This window comes from Paenibacillus sp. Y301 (assembly GCF_059445505.1).
On sequence record NZ_JCAIUL010000018.1, the window covers coordinates 35028 to 50812 of the forward strand.

The window sequence follows — 15785 nt, forward strand, 5'->3', positions numbered from 1 at the left end:
ACTCCATCATTTGGGGTAAATTCACTTTTCTTAAGATTGTTGTCCATGACATTGTTTGAATTTCTTACCACTACCACATGGACATGGATCGTTACGTCCAATCTGCTGACCGACATGAACAGGGTTCTTCTCGGCAGGTTCACCATTTGTTGATACTTTCTTCTCATCAACAACGGATTGACGCTCTTGATTACCTTCAATTTGTGCCTTCATAATGTAAGTTGCGACTTCTTCTTGAATGTTCGCAGTCATCTCATTAAACATTTCGAAGCCTTCAAATTGATATTCACGTAATGGATCTGTACCGCCATAAGCGCGTAAATGAATCCCTTGACGAAGCTGATCCATGGCATCAATATGACCCATCCACTTACTGTCTACAGAACGAAGCACGATTACTTTCTCGAACTCACGTACTAATTCAGCACCGATACGCTCTTCACGTTCATTATATTTAGCTTCAACAAGGTTAAATATATAATCAACGATTTCTTCTAATTCCTTGCCCCATAGGTCATCACGAGTAATAGAGTCAACGTCCAATAACTTACTATTCACGTAATCTGCTACCTCTTGAAGCTCCCAGTTCTCAGGAATATCATCCACACAATGTGCAGCCACTACGCGGTCTACAACATTTTTAAGCATTTCCATAACGATCTGCTTAATATTCTCAGACTCAAGAATCTCACGACGTTGCTTGTAGATGATCTCACGCTGTTGGTTCATGACGTCATCATATTGTAATACGTTCTTCCGCGCATCAAAGTTGTTTCCTTCGACACGTTTCTGAGCGGATTCCACAGCACGTGTTATCATCTTACTCTCGATTGGTTGATCTTCCTCAAATCCAAGACGATCCATCATATTCAGAACATTGTCAGCACCGAAACGTTTCATTAATTCATCACCAAGTGATAAATAGAACTGAGTAGAACCAGGATCACCCTGACGTCCAGCACGTCCACGTAACTGATTATCAATACGACGAGATTCATGACGTTCTGTACCTATAATATGCAATCCGCCAACTTCTGACACGCCATCGCCCAACACAATATCAGTACCACGGCCTGCCATGTTCGTGGCAATCGTTACCGTACCCGCTTGGCCTGCTTGTGAGACGATTTCTGCTTCTTCGGCATGGTATTTAGCATTTAGAACGCGGTGCTTAACGCCTTTGCGTTTCAACATTTCAGACACCAGCTCTGAATTCTCGATAGATATCGTACCTACCAATACAGGCTGGTTCTTCTTATGCCGTTCAGTAATCTCCTCAACAACCGCTGTAAATTTGCCCTTCTCGCTCTTATACACGATATCTGGCATATCTTGACGTTGATTGGGCTTATTCGTTGGCACTTGAAGAACTTCCAAACCATAGATCTTCTTAAATTCTTCTTCTTCTGTCTTCGCTGTACCTGTCATACCCGCTAACTTACGATACATACGGAAATAGTTCTGGAACGTAATCGTAGCAAGCGTCATACTTTCGTTCTGTACTTCCAAACCTTCCTTGGCTTCGATCGCTTGATGCAATCCATCACTATAACGACGACCTGCCATTAGGCGCCCTGTGAACTCGTCAACAATCATAACTTCTTCTTCAGCTACAACGTAGTCGACATCCAGACGCATAATCACATTTGCCTTCAAAGCTTGTACAATATGATGATTCAGCGTTACATTAGCGTGATCATATAGGTTCTCAATACCGAAAGCCTTCTCCGCTTTTGCTGCTCCTTTTTCAGTAAGAGCAACGGACTTCACCTTAATGTCCACAGTATAGTCTTCTTCTGCCACCAGACGCTTCACGAAGCGATCTGCTGCATAATAGAGCTCCGTTGATTTCTCAGCTTGTCCTGAAATAATTAGAGGCGTACGAGCCTCATCAACGAGGATTGAATCCACTTCATCTATAATACAGAAGTAGAGTGGACGTTGTACCATTTGCTCTTTGTAAAGCACCATATTATCACGTAGGTAATCGAAACCGAACTCATTATTCGTACCATAAGTAATATCACAAGCATAAGCTTGTTGTTTCTCCGCATGGTCCATGCCGTTCAAGTTAACTCCGACCGTCATACCTAAAAATTCATATATAATTCCCATTTGTTGGCTATCCCGTTGTGCTAGATAATCATTAACTGTGACAACATGCACACCTTGACCCAACAAAGCATTCAAATACACAGGAAGTGTACCTACGAGTGTCTTACCTTCACCCGTTTTCATCTCTGCAATTCTGCCCTCATGAAGTGCAACACCTCCGATTAACTGTACATCGAAGTGCCGCATGTTAAGCACACGCTTAGACGCCTCACGCACAGTAGCAAATGCTTCAGGAAGCAATTCATCTATGGTTTCACCTTTCTCAAGACGAGCACGAAATTCCTCTGTCTTACTTTTCAGTTGTTCATCCGAGAGTGCCACATATTCTGGTTCCATTTGGTTGATTAGTTCGACCGTCTTCATAAGACGTTTGACATCACGTTCGTTGGTGTCGCCGAAGATTTTTTTGACAAGTCCTAGCATGGTTAACCCCTTTCGTTTGATACAGATGGTAGAACCAACTTCATAACTCCGAGGGTTAATAATGAAATTGATTCCTTAATGATTGTGTTTGCATAAATTGTAACAGTTTGCAAGAGATGCCGCAACACTGAGCGTCTCTTATTTACAGCTAATTTCATATCTCTACCTATTATAGGATGTTCTGAACGATGTGTTTCCTAAGTGTTATTACCATTTATACTATCTCGTTTTGTAGATAGTATCTATATATACGCACAAAGAGCCCTATCCGTTGCACGGATAGGAGCTCCATTTCAATAACTTTTCATATTTAGAGAATGATTCAAGTCAATGTAGCCATTAATATCTAGCCATATGATATTCACATCTAGTTAATCTTGCTCAATCAGGCCGTACTTACCATCATCACGCTTGTATACAACATTTACGGTCTTACTGTCAATATTAGAGAATACAAAGAAATTATGTCCAACCATATTCATTTGCAATATAGCTTCTTCGACATCCATAGGCTTCAGGAAGAAACGCTTCGTACGAACTACTTCTAATTCGTCCTCGATCTCGCCACTTACGATTGAACCCGCTGCACCTGAACCTTCAGTGAATAACGTCTTCAAACTTCCTTCTTGACGGAACTTACGATTAAGCTTCGTCTTATGCTTACGAATCTGACGTTCTAGCTTGTCCACGACCGCATCAATGGATGAATACATATCATCACTACGATCTTCTGCACGAAGCATCACGCCTGGCAATGGGATAGTTACCTCCACGGTGTGTAATCCTCGAATGACACTCAGAGTAACATATCCTTCTGAAGTAGTGGGTGCATCGAAATACTTCTCAAGTCGATTGAGCTTCTTATCAACATACTCTTTCAAAGCATCTGTCACTTCAATTTGTTGACCTCGAATACTGTAATTCATAAGGCACTCCTCCTTTGCAACACCATTATATCACTTTGTTAACGTCAAGTAAAAAGGTAATTCGGTGAATATTATCAACGATGTAAACTCTTACATTCTACCTTCAGAAATCTAGTGAACCAACAATATTAACCCTCGCTACCCTGCGTGGTTAAAGGTACGTTTGATAGAGCTATAGGACGGTTAATCTCGAATATTAACAAAGATTAATCACCTTAAGGGTTATTCTTATTTAACCAATATAGGCTAGAAAGAAACTGGATAATAATGACATATTATATGTGGCGATAGGGAATAAATAAAGACCCTGGAGATCTCCAGGGTCTGAATGTTATTAGTTCAGTAAAAAGCATTGATCCAACTATTATTAAGTCGGCTTAGGCCTAATAGATTATAATTTGATTACGTTAGCAGCTTGTGGTCCACGAGCGCCATCAACAACATCAAACTCAACAGCTTGACCTTCATCTAATGATTTGAAACCGTCTGTTTGAATTGCGGAGAAATGTACGAATACATCGCCACCATCGTCAGTTTCCAAGAAGCCATACCCTTTTTCTGCATTAAACCATTTTACTTTCCCTTGCATAAATAAACATTCCCTTCGTTTTGAAAAATGAAGTAAGCAAGCGCTTACTTTTAAGAATATAGCACCTACTGGGTGAGATTGTCAATTAATAAAAATTACACGATGGAATCATCCTTCATGTTCTGTTTGACTTCTCGAACGGCATCATGTCTCCATTCCTACTAGGGCGAAAACCATAACTTATGTTCTGAGAATTGTGGATCGAACATGGGATTCAATACTTGGGCAATCTTAATCCCCATGCTGGGCGTACTAAATATAGACCCTGGGCTTCTCAGAATTAATATAATTCACTTATTCTTTCAACAATGTAGTAATATGAGCCATTGAATCAGTCCCATTCTGTTGGATACGTTTGGAAATTGAATTCAAATAAGTTTGATTATGTTCGGTACCGCGCACAAATGACTGAATCACTTTAATTGCCAAATCTGGATTCAATCCATTATAGAACCCCGAAATTCCAACTAAATGTATTCTTAACATCGAATACAGTATTGACATTCTTGTAAATTGACTAAATACATTACTACTCTCGTTTACATTAGGGAACAAACTCTCGAATATATAATTAACTAAATAATTTTCTAAGATGTATCCATAGCTATTCATAAAAGGTTTATAGAATTCATTAAGATTATCATTGTACTTTTGTGTCAATACTTTCAGATCTACTTGATCTTGGACTTCAAATCCTGCTAGCATTTCTGAATAACATTCATTATATCTAAGTGTAATTCCACCAGATTTGATACGCTCTTGTATTAGTCCTACTACAAGTTGAACTTGAAGTTCAGTATTGATTTGGATTTGTGCAAGACTACTTATAAATATTGGAGTGCTTATCTTAATTTTGTACTCTTCTATTAGAGCTGGTACACGCTCGAATTGTTGTTCTTGTAATAGAATTTGCAATCTATTTATAAAGAGGCCTAAAAAGATCATACGATCACTTAAGTGAAGATTTCTATTTTGAATAATTTCAATAGTAAACACACGCAAATCCCAGAATAAATACTCTCCATTATCCAACCTCGATGTATCTAGATTATTTCTAATTCCCAAACCAGAATTCATATCATATTCCATATGTTCAAATTCAATACCCTCTGAATTTAAGAGCGCTAATCTAGCAATTTCAGGACATGACAACTTAGCTGACATTTCGAGTGTTTTACCCACCTTATTAATGGCTCGGGGGTAGGTAGTACATGTCGAAGATAGTAATTGTTCGCCTAGTTCCGCTTGAATCCCACATAAACCGCTCTCTTCCAACATGGGACAACGACCTTTACTATCCATAATAAAATGAGCATAATTATTGATATTTCCCGTTTCATTTTTAACACGCTTCATGGATTTATTCAACTTGTTACTCAATACTGGATGCCTAAGGCTTTTATAATTTTTGTAAGTCTTTTTATCCAACGTTACGACCCATCCAACACAGCAACTGTCTTCACATGCTGAACCAATACAAGTAAATGATTTCATATATGTCGGTATAAGAACTTCTTGTTTCAACAATATCACTCCTGCACTTTAATAAATTTAAACAAAAGGACCAAAAGCCCCACATAAAATTAACAAAAAGTTTAAATATATTGATATCTAATCATCCATTATTAAACTTTATGATATATTCATATTAAAATAGCGCTCAGAAACGCTAGTTTTATTTATCTTACAGGTGTTAGACCCACTATCATCTCTAAAAACAACCGTATGATCAGGAATGTTGCGTTCATAAACAGATGCACCATTGCCAACAGACACATAATTCCCTACTGAACAATCACCTATAATTGACGCATATGGTAGCAACGATACACCCTTACCAAGGGTAGGATATCTTCCTTTTTGTGCGCCAACTGTACTCCCCTGAAATGCTACCAAATAATCAGAGTATTTCGCTCTACCTAAAATCGTTCCCACCGTGTGTAACAGCACGAAGATATCAGGAAGTTCTGTATCATACATACAACTAAATCCATGGAGAGACTTGTTTAAATAAAACAATTTGTTAGCCAATTGCTGATCGTCTTGCATACTCCATACGCTGTTAGATAGAAACCATAAGAACACACAATATTGATCAGAATGTAAATGGTTCAGATAAGGAAGGCCATTAATATTATAAGCACCTAGACTAACATGACGGAAACAATGTTCCGTCCTTTGTATTGCATAATCAAATGCCTGTTCTTCAACACAGAAATCTGCCCTAATGTTATCAGGGAAGAAATGATTGATCTGCCTAGATACGTACGTTTTAAAATCGTTTAAAGAAAGAGAAAGTTCCATTACAGAACATCACAACCTCTCACTACTATTCTTCCACCATTGAATCGTTTTGTTCATCCCAGTATACAAGTCAACCTTAGGTTTCCAACCTAAAGATTGAATTTTGGAAATATCCCCTTGTACTAGTGGAGCTTGAAGATTTCCTTCCTTCACAGCACCAGGCAATATAAGATGTGACTTACCAAATTGATGAGCTATATGATTCACTAAATCAATAACCCGAATGGCTTGTCCAGAGGCTATATTGTAAATTCCCTCTTCATTACTTTTTAATAATTCATTTATAGCCTCGGCTGCGTCTTCGACATATAAAAAATCCCTCATCTGCGTTCCTTCTGTACATTTAGCCGTTTCGTCCTTCAGTAAGGATCGAATAATAGATGGTACTAGTCTAGATTCGGGCTCCATTGGCCCATATAAGAAGAATAGTCTTGCCCATCCAAGGCTCAAGCCCGTATGCTGTGCTAAATGAAATAACAAGGATCTCGTATAATTTTTACATGCTGAATAGGGCATATCATATGAATTAGATTCGTCGTCTTCTTTTAAAACTCCATGATCCCACTGATACTCTGCACATGTACCTGCCACTACAGCTCTTATGCCACCATTGGATACGAAATTTCGAAACAAACATAACGTTGCTTCTATCCATTGATAATTGCTTAAGGATGTGACATATTTCCCTGGTCTTGCATCCCATGCTAAGTGAATCAAATGGGAAGGTTGAACCTCTTGCATACACTTTTCAATATCTCTCTGATTAAACAAATCAACCGAATGCCAAATCACTGATTCAGATTCAACATTGGCCCCATATCTAGACAATGCATGAATTTCAAAATCCTCTTTTTTAAGAGTATCAATAACGTGATTGCCGATGAACCCACTAGCCCCAGTAACTATTACCTTTTTCATATCACAAATCCCTGAAAATCTCTATCTTTAGTTGATATTACCTCGCATGATAGAGGCCATTCAATGTTAAACACAGGATCATTCCAATGCACTCCTCTTGAAGAAGAAGCATTATAAATCTGACTCATATGATAAAAAACTTCAGTCTTATCCTCTAATGTTTGAAAACCGTGAGCGAAGCCCTCAGGTACATACAGCATTCGACCATTATTTTCATTCAATTCGACAGCATACCACTTCAGATATGTATTCGATAAGGGACGTAAATCAATAATAACATCATAAATTGCCCCTCTTGTACACCTGATCAATTTTGTCTCTTCAAAAGGACTTACTTGGTAATGCATACCCCTTACCGTACCTCGTCGGATATTATAAGAGACATTACACTGCACAAAATCATTTACCAATCCATGAGTTATGAATTCATCCTTACAAAACGTTCGTGCAAAGAATCCTCTTTCATCATGGTGCGGTTCTGCATCAATTACATATGCCCCTCTTAGCGGAGTTTCTAGAAACTTCATTCGATCACCGTCACTTCAGGTACTGGAACTATCCACTTGCCGCCCCATTCCCGAATAAACGAAGTCTGCTCCATAATCTCTTCTTTCAAATTCCATGGAAGAATAAAGATATAGTCGGGTTTAGTCTCTTTCAACTGTTCGGGAGAATACACTGGAATTCTTGATCCGGGCAGAAAGGTTCCTTGCTTATATGGACTTCGATCCACCGTATAATCCAAATAGTCACGATCAATACCACAATAATTAATCAGGGTATTTCCCTTAGCTGGCGCACCGTACCCAGCGATGGTATGTCCCTTTTCTTTCATATCAATCAGGAAGCTCATAATCTGTCTTTTTAATTGGACAGCATCGTTATGAAATCCATTGTACATTTCAATATTACTCATACCAAATAACGTTTCTTTTTCTAATAATGTATCAACAGTTTGACTTACTTGTAAATCGTTATTATTGGAATGACATGCAAAAATTCGCAAAGATCCACCGTGCGTCTCTAGCTGCTCAACATCATAGATTGAAAGGTTGTGACTCTTAAATAATTGACAGACGGTTGTCAGAGATAAATAAGAGTAATGTTCGTGATATATTGTATCAAACTGATTATGTTCTATTAGTTGAAGTAAGTGAGGGAATTCCATCGTTATCGTACCCTGTGGTTTTAAAAGAATCTTCATCCCTTCAACAAAGTCGTTTAAATCTGGAACATGTGCAAGTACGTTATTCCCAAGTAAGAGGTCTGCACTTTTCCCCTTTTCTTTCAATGCTGTTGCCAATGTAGTTCCGAAAAAGTCCACCGTCGTATCGATTCCTTTCTCGATCGCAGCTTTCGCAACATTAGCGGCAGGTTCAATTCCTAGCACAGAAATACCCTTTTCTTTAAAGTACTGCAATAAGTAACCATCATTGCTTGCGATTTCAACTACTTGTTGATCCTTCGTGTAATTAAATCGATCTACCATGGTCTCAACATATTTACGGCAATGGTTAAGCCAGCTATCGGAATAGCTGCTAAAATAGGCGTAATCGCTAAATATATGTTCTGGAGACTCGAAATCCTCCACCTGAACTAAAAAGCAATGCTCGCAAACATAAGTTCTTAATGGATACATATGCTCCATTTGGCTTTCAGACTTCACATACGAATTGGCTAATGGTGAAACTCCCAAATCCAGAAAAACAGTACTTAGTTCTGTACCGCAAAAACGGCATGTTCCAGTTGACATTCTCTCATATCCCCTTAATGAGCAAAAATTCTAGAAGATTTTATAATTTCATATTGACGTATTTGTTTTAAAGTTACATCATCTACACGATTACTCATATAGTTAGAATACCATTCCATTGTCCATTCGATAGATTGGGATATAGGTAATTGTATCCCCCACTTCAACAGTTCTATAGCTTTATCGCTGTTTAGGACTAGACATGACGCTTCATAAGGCTGCGTGTTCGTTTCATATTCTACGTTCAGCTGTGCCCCGAGATATTTGTTACATTCACCAATCAGTTGTGCAACGGATATATTAGAGGACTCCCCAGGGCCAAAATTCCAAGCTCCCGCGTACTCTTCTCCCGATTCCCACATTTTTTGGGCAAGTAACAAATATCCATTCAAACAATCTAAGACATGCTGCCAAGGTCGAATTGCTTGAGGATATCTAATATTTAAGGGCTTATTATTGATAACCGAGCGAATGACATCTGGAATAATACGATCTACTGCCCAGTCTCCCCCACCTATTACATTACCTGCTCTTGCAGATGATAACAATCTACCACTAGTAGAGTAGAATGATCTTTCATAGGCTGACGTAACAAGTTCTGAGCAGCCCTTACTAGCACTATAGGGATCAGATCCTCCCATAGAATCATGTTCAACAAACCCTCGCAAGGAATTATTATTGTTCTCGTAGCATTTATCCGTCGTAACATTAATAACAACTTGAACGGATTCAGTATTCCTAGCTACCTCTAATAAATGCACCGTTCCCATAACATTAACCGAGAACGTTGCAATCGGATCTAAATATGACTCTCTTACTAATGGTTGTGCTGCGAGATGAAAGATAACTTCAGGTTGAATTCTTCCAATAAATGATTGTAACCGTTGATAATCTAATATATCACCGTATGTGGATTCCATATTTTTAGAGACATCTGCAATACCATATAAATTGGGCTCCGTCACAGGTGATAGACTGTATCCGTAAACATCCGCTCCTAAATACTGAAGCCATAATGCGAGCCAACTCCCTTTGAACCCGGTATGACCTGTAATGAGTACCTTTTTAGATTTCCAAAAGTCTTGATTCATTTATTCCCACACCTTCCAAGGAGCCTTTCCCTTTTCCCACATTTCTTCAAGTTTCGTCTTTTCCCTTAATGTATCCATGGGTTGCCAGAACCCCTCATGCATAAAGGCCGACAATTCTCCTGACTTAGCTAATTGCTCCATAGGCTCTTCTTCCCACGTGGTATTATCTCCACTGATTAAATCAAATACCTGTGGTTCTAGAACAAAGAATCCACCATTAATCCAATTACCATCGCCCATCGGTTTTTCTTGGAAACCAATAATTTTATCTTCTTGAAACTCAAATGCACCGAATCTTCCAGGGGGCCGCACTGTCGTTACAGTTGCAAGATGCCCCTTTTCCTTATGGAATTGCACGAGTTCTGATATATTAACGTCACTTAATCCATCTCCATATGTAAAACAGAACGTCTCATCACCAACATATGGTTGAACTCTCTTCAACCTCCCGCCGGTCAATGTATGCTCTCCTGTATCAACAAGAGTTACTTTCCAAGACTCTGAATTATTTTTATGTATTTTCATCTCATTCGTCCTGAAATCAAACGTTACATCTGATGTATGCATATAATAATTAGCGAAAAATTCCTTTATAAGATAGCCTTTGTAACCCAAACATATAATAAAGTCGTTTATTCCATAAGTAGAATATATTTTCATAATGTGCCAAAGCATTGGGGCTCCACCAATTTCCACCATAGGCTTAGGTTTCAACACAGTTTCTTCGCTCAATCTTGTGCCTAATCCACCAGCCAAAATTACCGCTTTCATCTGTTATACATCCTTTCGAACGATAATTTCCAACTCAACCTTGTTTGAGCTAAACTCTATGGCTTTGCAATAGGCAAACGCTATCCCCTGCAATTTAAGTAAAGCAATATGCTTATTCATAATAGTCTCATCAAAATCAGAATAGCTAATGCTTAGTGCTAATTGCCCACCATGACTTAACAATGCAATCAATTGCTTTATACTCTGAGGGTTATTATTCAAATGTTCTGAGTCAGATTCAAAAATAATATAGTCAAAGGATTTGCCATTTAGTTTCACTTCAACTTGATCAATTTCCGCCTGAATGACTTGGTCTGAAACGGTCACAATGTCATCCAAATACTTCTTATTAATGCAGTAACTTGTAATATCAACGTTCTCTATACCTTTTTCCTTCAGCATGTTTTTCAATTGTAATGGATTACCACCACATTTAGTATGCACACCTAGAATTGAAGCATTGACACTTCCCAAATCAATAGAGATTTCATTAAGAATTCTTGGATTAAACACAGCATCTGACCATGCATCTAATCCATATTTTTTAATGAATATATCTCTACTCACATTCATTGAATTATTATTAATCTGGTCATCACGAACTGTGACCGATCCAAAGTGGTACGTAAACGTATCCTTACAATAAACCAACTTATATCCTAATCTTCGAATACGAAAACTAATATCATCATCAGAGAACTCTCCATAATAAAACTGAGGATCATAATAGTCAATTTGTTTAAGTAGCTCTGTTTTGACCATTAATACACATGGAAGGAGTCTTACTCGTTCTTCCCATTTACGTGGATCTGAATGATTATAGCTTTCCGCGAATTCTAGCATCTCTTCTAAATTATTATATTCTCCATTAATTTGCTGTAGATTGCTTATTGTACTTGCTCCAGGAGATACGTATCCTATTTTTTCGTCCGATTCTATGCATATTAATAAATTCTCTAACCATCGAGGTGTAAAAATAAAGTCATTACATACACAGGCTGTATATTTACCCTCTGCCACTTTCATTCCTTCATTAAATCCATTAACCACTCCTACATTTTTTATCAAATGAAGGGGTTTGACCTGAGATAATGAGTCAAAATAATCTCTAGTTCCATCCGTAGAACCATTATTGACTACAATTATCTCATAGCTAATATTTTTAGTATAAGTTAAGATACTTTCTATACATAATTTGGTATAATCCAATTTATTATAGGCTAGGACTACAATACTAACTAATGGCTTCTGAGCTAATGAAATCTGATGTCTATTCTCATTAATGAACTGTTCTATCAAACTTAGGAGTTCAACATCTTTAGTTGAGGATGCTACCTTTCCAAAATAATAATTAGATTGGATAAAATTATTACGTAACTTGTTAATAAAACCAAGGTTGAACAGTAAATCATCATATTCCGAATCGATACGTAGCCCTTCTAACAAATAATCCTCAGCTTCTTGCAGATTATTTTCTGCTACAGCTATAGATGCTTTGATCGTATATGTTTCAACATCTTTAACTAAAGGGCTCATCTGTTCTAATTCTGTCATTAACCTCTTGGCCTCATCGAGACTACCCATTTGAATAAGATCTTGAATTCTCTGTTTCATACTCTAATTTTCTCCATTCTTTAATTAATAACATTAGTCATTGTGATTATTACTAAATCACAATAATCATCTAGTATAATTTCACACGTTCACGTTACATTCTGAAAACATTAAATATTTCAAATCGTAGACTATATACTTAATATCGGTATTTTCATCCTAAAAATAAAGTTACAAAAAACGGATAATCCTCTATCTAATGATAGTGGATTATCCTTAGTCTTTAGCAGTCGTTTAACTTCGTTCTTGCCCATTCTGATGCAGGCTTCATCAGACTCATACGTTTCAAATACGCTTTTTGAATATCTCTATCATCTACGATCATTGCGATCCTATATATCTTATATAGTAATTCAAAACTAGAATGATGTTGCTCAGACTCTAAATAATATTGATATCCATCTCCATACATCTCCATACGAGTTAATATATCTCCTGTTAATTCATATACGATAGCTTTATCCGTTTTATCATCAGGTTCTAATATCCCCTGCAGTGCAAGCTCATTAAATTGAAATTTAAATAGCATTTTCGACAATTCATAGCGTAGCATAGGTACTTGCACTTGAGTAATCATATATTCAATCACATCATACTTGCGGAGCATTAATAAATCGTGACATAAGTTTATATACAATTGTCTTAAATCGTCATGTAAGTCTGCTTCTATAATCAATTCTCTTTTTATTAATTTCTTAAGTATTTGTTTGTCTTTCTCATGCAGGTTGAAATGAACGATACTTTTTTCGAAGAATGTTACATCTTCTCCGACAACAGCTACAAATACAATATCACGTTGATTTCCATCTTTAATCGAAGTGCAAGATGACCAAATTGCTTTCGCAGATTCCAAATTTCCTTCCACTTGCATGATCCATGCACAAAGATCATCATCAAACTCTTGAGTGATAAATTTGGATAGATTTATAAATAAAGGGTTTCTATAAAGATATAGAAACTGCATTAGGATATTGGCTTCATCTGCTGATTCAAAGGGATAAATAGCTTGTAGATGTTGCAGAACATCTACGGGATCAGCATTTAGGAATAAATCAAAGAAAATTCTCAAAGATGCTGGGTGCATCCTATTTTGATTCAATCCTGCAATAATATGATCTCGTGCCTTCTCTGGTTGATTATACTTCAAATAGATCTCCGACAGATACGCGTGTGTTAAGTAAGAACCTACACCTTCTACTGTGGACAGTAAATCGTCTGTTACTTCACCCAGTTCCAAGCATTGGATGAATACTAATTCTGCATCCTGAAAGTAACCAATATCATAATATATCACCCCAAGCTGATAGAATAAGTCTGTATAAGTTGGATATACCGTTGACGAATCCTTTAGCACTCTTATGGCTTCATTGTAGCTTCTCAATTTCACTAAACACTGAGCTAAATTAATAATTAAACTCGGGGCAAATGTAGTATTAGGATTCATCTTATAAGACTTTCTAAATGCCTTCACTGCTTTATCATACTCATGAATGGATTTATATTGGATTCCCAGATTATAATAACCGAATGATGTAGGATTATCCTTCAACTCGTCTTGAATAATCCCCATATTCCTTTCATTCTTACTTTTACTTTGAATAACGTCATCTTGATACCCATCATGATTAATAAAGACCAGTAATATTTCCCCTTTAGCCTTAGGAAACTCTCTTGTATTAATCTGTTCATGCAATGCTCCAATATATCTGAATCCAATTGTATTGGAGAACAATCTGATAAATGGATGTGTATAGACTACTGCAGGTTTTATTAAATTCCGTACTCTCAAGAAATAATACTCTTTCGACAATACTTCGAGCATCAAACTCTTGCTCTCATCCTCTAAATATTCATCGGCATCCAATACAAGGATATAATCACATGTCGCATGCTGAATAGCAAAATTCCGAGCATCAGCGAAGTTATTGTTCCACTCATAATGAAAGACATTTGTTGTATATTGTCGTGCAATATCTAAGGTCCGATCTGTAGAACCTGTGTCTACAATAATGATCTCATCCACTATATCTCTAACACTATTTAGACATCTATCTAGTGATCTTTCTTCGTCCTTAACGATCATACACAGTGATATTGTTTGATGCTTCATTTTAACTCATCCTTATACTGGTTTATCTTTGCAAGCGCTGGATCGAAGTTATATTCTGCACTTCTAGAATAATATTCGATAGCTAATTTGAGATTATTTGTTACCTCATAATAAACACCCAAATTATATAAAGCTCTATATGAACCTACGCCCTCTACCGTTTCATATGAATGATTGTTAACTTCTCCTAGATGAAGGCAATAATCAAACGTTTCTTTAATAGCTATAAATTTGCGGACGTCTTGTCTCTCAATTAATGAAACGCCATATAAAAAATATAAATCCGTAAAATCCGGGTAAAATTCAACTGCATCACTAATTAGGTTGTCCAGGAAATCATATTCTCTAAGGTTCATTAAACAATACCCGTATGATAGAAATACAGTTGACATGTACCTTGGCAATGAATCTAATTCCGATACCCTTTGGATCGTATCATCAAAGTAATGAATCGCTTCCTCGTAATTTTTGTTCACATAATAGGTCTGTCCCATTTGGAAACTTAAATACATCGAGTTAGGGTCTGATTCGATTTGTTTTCTTAGCAATATTAAGTTGCGTTCAATCTTTTCTTTCTTTTGTATCTCCATTTCATTGTATCCATAATGATGTAGAATAACTTCTGTTGATTGAATCACAGCAATGGGCTTATCTCTATAATATAACTGTTCATGAATTACACCGTTATAACGGTAATCTTCTGAATTAGGAAATAACCGAGTAATTCTTGAATTCACAGTTCTATGTTCATCTATTATACTTCGTATATTAACTGTCGCTGGTTCATTCGTTAGTCGTTCTGTATACTCCTCAAGAAACCTTACTGTAGCCTGATCCAAAGTCTCATCTGCGTCAATAACCAATATATAGGGTTCTGTCGCAATACGGATTGCATAGTTTCTAGCTTCCGCAAAGTTATCATTCCATTGATAATGATGAACTCTCAGCTTTTCTTCACCTACTATTTCAATCGTACGATCATTAGATCCTGTATCGACAACATTAATCTCCTTCACAACTTGTTTCAGTGACTGAATACATTTGGCAATGTGCTTCTCTTCATTTTTGACAATTATACAAGCAGATATCGGTAAATTCGTTATCATAATCATTCCCCACAGTAAATGTCTTTATAAAAAAAGGGGCCAGTTGGCCCCCCCTCTTAATATAT

The 15785-nt window shown here is 37.0% G+C and carries 13 protein-coding genes; all 13 read right to left on the minus strand.

Annotated features, from left to right (window positions below; all coding sequences use genetic code 11):
- Nucleotides 1-30: 30 nt before the first annotated feature.
- On the minus strand, nt 31-2538 hold the full coding sequence (gene secA, locus AC1D69_RS22155) for a preprotein translocase subunit SecA (RefSeq protein WP_495458300.1): 2508 nt from the start codon (nt 2536-2538) through the stop codon (nt 31-33).
- Between the two features lie 371 nt (nt 2539-2909).
- Nucleotides 2910-3464 (minus strand): ribosome hibernation-promoting factor, HPF/YfiA family, encoded by a 555-nt coding sequence (gene hpf, locus AC1D69_RS22160; RefSeq protein ID WP_495458301.1) that lies wholly within the window; start codon nt 3462-3464, stop codon nt 2910-2912.
- Nucleotides 3465-3855: 391 nt separating this feature from the next.
- A complete protein-coding gene (locus AC1D69_RS22165; protein ID WP_495458302.1) occupies nt 3856-4053 on the minus strand; it encodes a cold shock domain-containing protein in 198 nt (65 codons plus the stop codon).
- Between the two features lie 294 nt (nt 4054-4347).
- Complete coding sequence (gene fliB, locus AC1D69_RS22170; protein WP_495458303.1) at nt 4348-5577, minus strand: flagellin lysine-N-methylase; 1230 nt, start codon at nt 5575-5577, stop codon at nt 4348-4350.
- A 108-nt stretch (nt 5578-5685) separates the two neighbouring features.
- Complete coding sequence (locus AC1D69_RS22175) at nt 5686-6357, minus strand: LbetaH domain-containing protein (protein WP_495458304.1); 672 nt, start codon at nt 6355-6357, stop codon at nt 5686-5688.
- Nucleotides 6358-6366: 9 nt separating this feature from the next.
- Nucleotides 6367-7275: an NAD-dependent epimerase/dehydratase family protein gene (locus AC1D69_RS22180; protein ID WP_495458305.1), complete on the minus strand. Its 909-nt coding sequence runs from the start codon at nt 7273-7275 to the stop codon at nt 6367-6369.
- A complete protein-coding gene (rfbC, locus tag AC1D69_RS22185) occupies nt 7272-7802 on the minus strand; it encodes a dTDP-4-dehydrorhamnose 3,5-epimerase (RefSeq protein ID WP_495458306.1) in 531 nt (176 codons plus the stop codon). The genes AC1D69_RS22180 and rfbC overlap by 4 nt, the downstream gene beginning before the upstream one ends.
- The gene (locus AC1D69_RS22190; protein ID WP_495458307.1) at nt 7799-9028 is read right to left on the minus strand and encodes a methyltransferase domain-containing protein; all 1230 of its coding nucleotides are present in this window, start codon (nt 9026-9028) and stop codon (nt 7799-7801) included. The genes rfbC and AC1D69_RS22190 overlap by 4 nt, the downstream gene beginning before the upstream one ends.
- Nucleotides 9029-9042: 14 nt before the next feature.
- A complete protein-coding gene (gene rfbG, locus AC1D69_RS22195; protein ID WP_495458308.1) occupies nt 9043-10119 on the minus strand; it encodes a CDP-glucose 4,6-dehydratase in 1077 nt (358 codons plus the stop codon).
- The gene (gene rfbF, locus AC1D69_RS22200; RefSeq protein ID WP_495458309.1) at nt 10120-10890 is read right to left on the minus strand and encodes a glucose-1-phosphate cytidylyltransferase; all 771 of its coding nucleotides are present in this window, start codon (nt 10888-10890) and stop codon (nt 10120-10122) included. It lies immediately after the preceding gene.
- Nucleotides 10891-10893: 3 nt separating this feature from the next.
- Complete coding sequence (locus AC1D69_RS22205) at nt 10894-12504, minus strand: glycosyltransferase (protein ID WP_495458310.1); 1611 nt, start codon at nt 12502-12504, stop codon at nt 10894-10896.
- Between the two features lie 223 nt (nt 12505-12727).
- On the minus strand, nt 12728-14614 hold the full coding sequence (locus AC1D69_RS22210; protein ID WP_495458311.1) for a glycosyltransferase: 1887 nt from the start codon (nt 14612-14614) through the stop codon (nt 12728-12730).
- The gene (locus AC1D69_RS22215) at nt 14611-15720 is read right to left on the minus strand and encodes a glycosyltransferase (protein ID WP_495458312.1); all 1110 of its coding nucleotides are present in this window, start codon (nt 15718-15720) and stop codon (nt 14611-14613) included. The genes AC1D69_RS22210 and AC1D69_RS22215 overlap by 4 nt, the downstream gene beginning before the upstream one ends.
- Between the last annotated feature and the right edge of the window lie 65 nt (nt 15721-15785).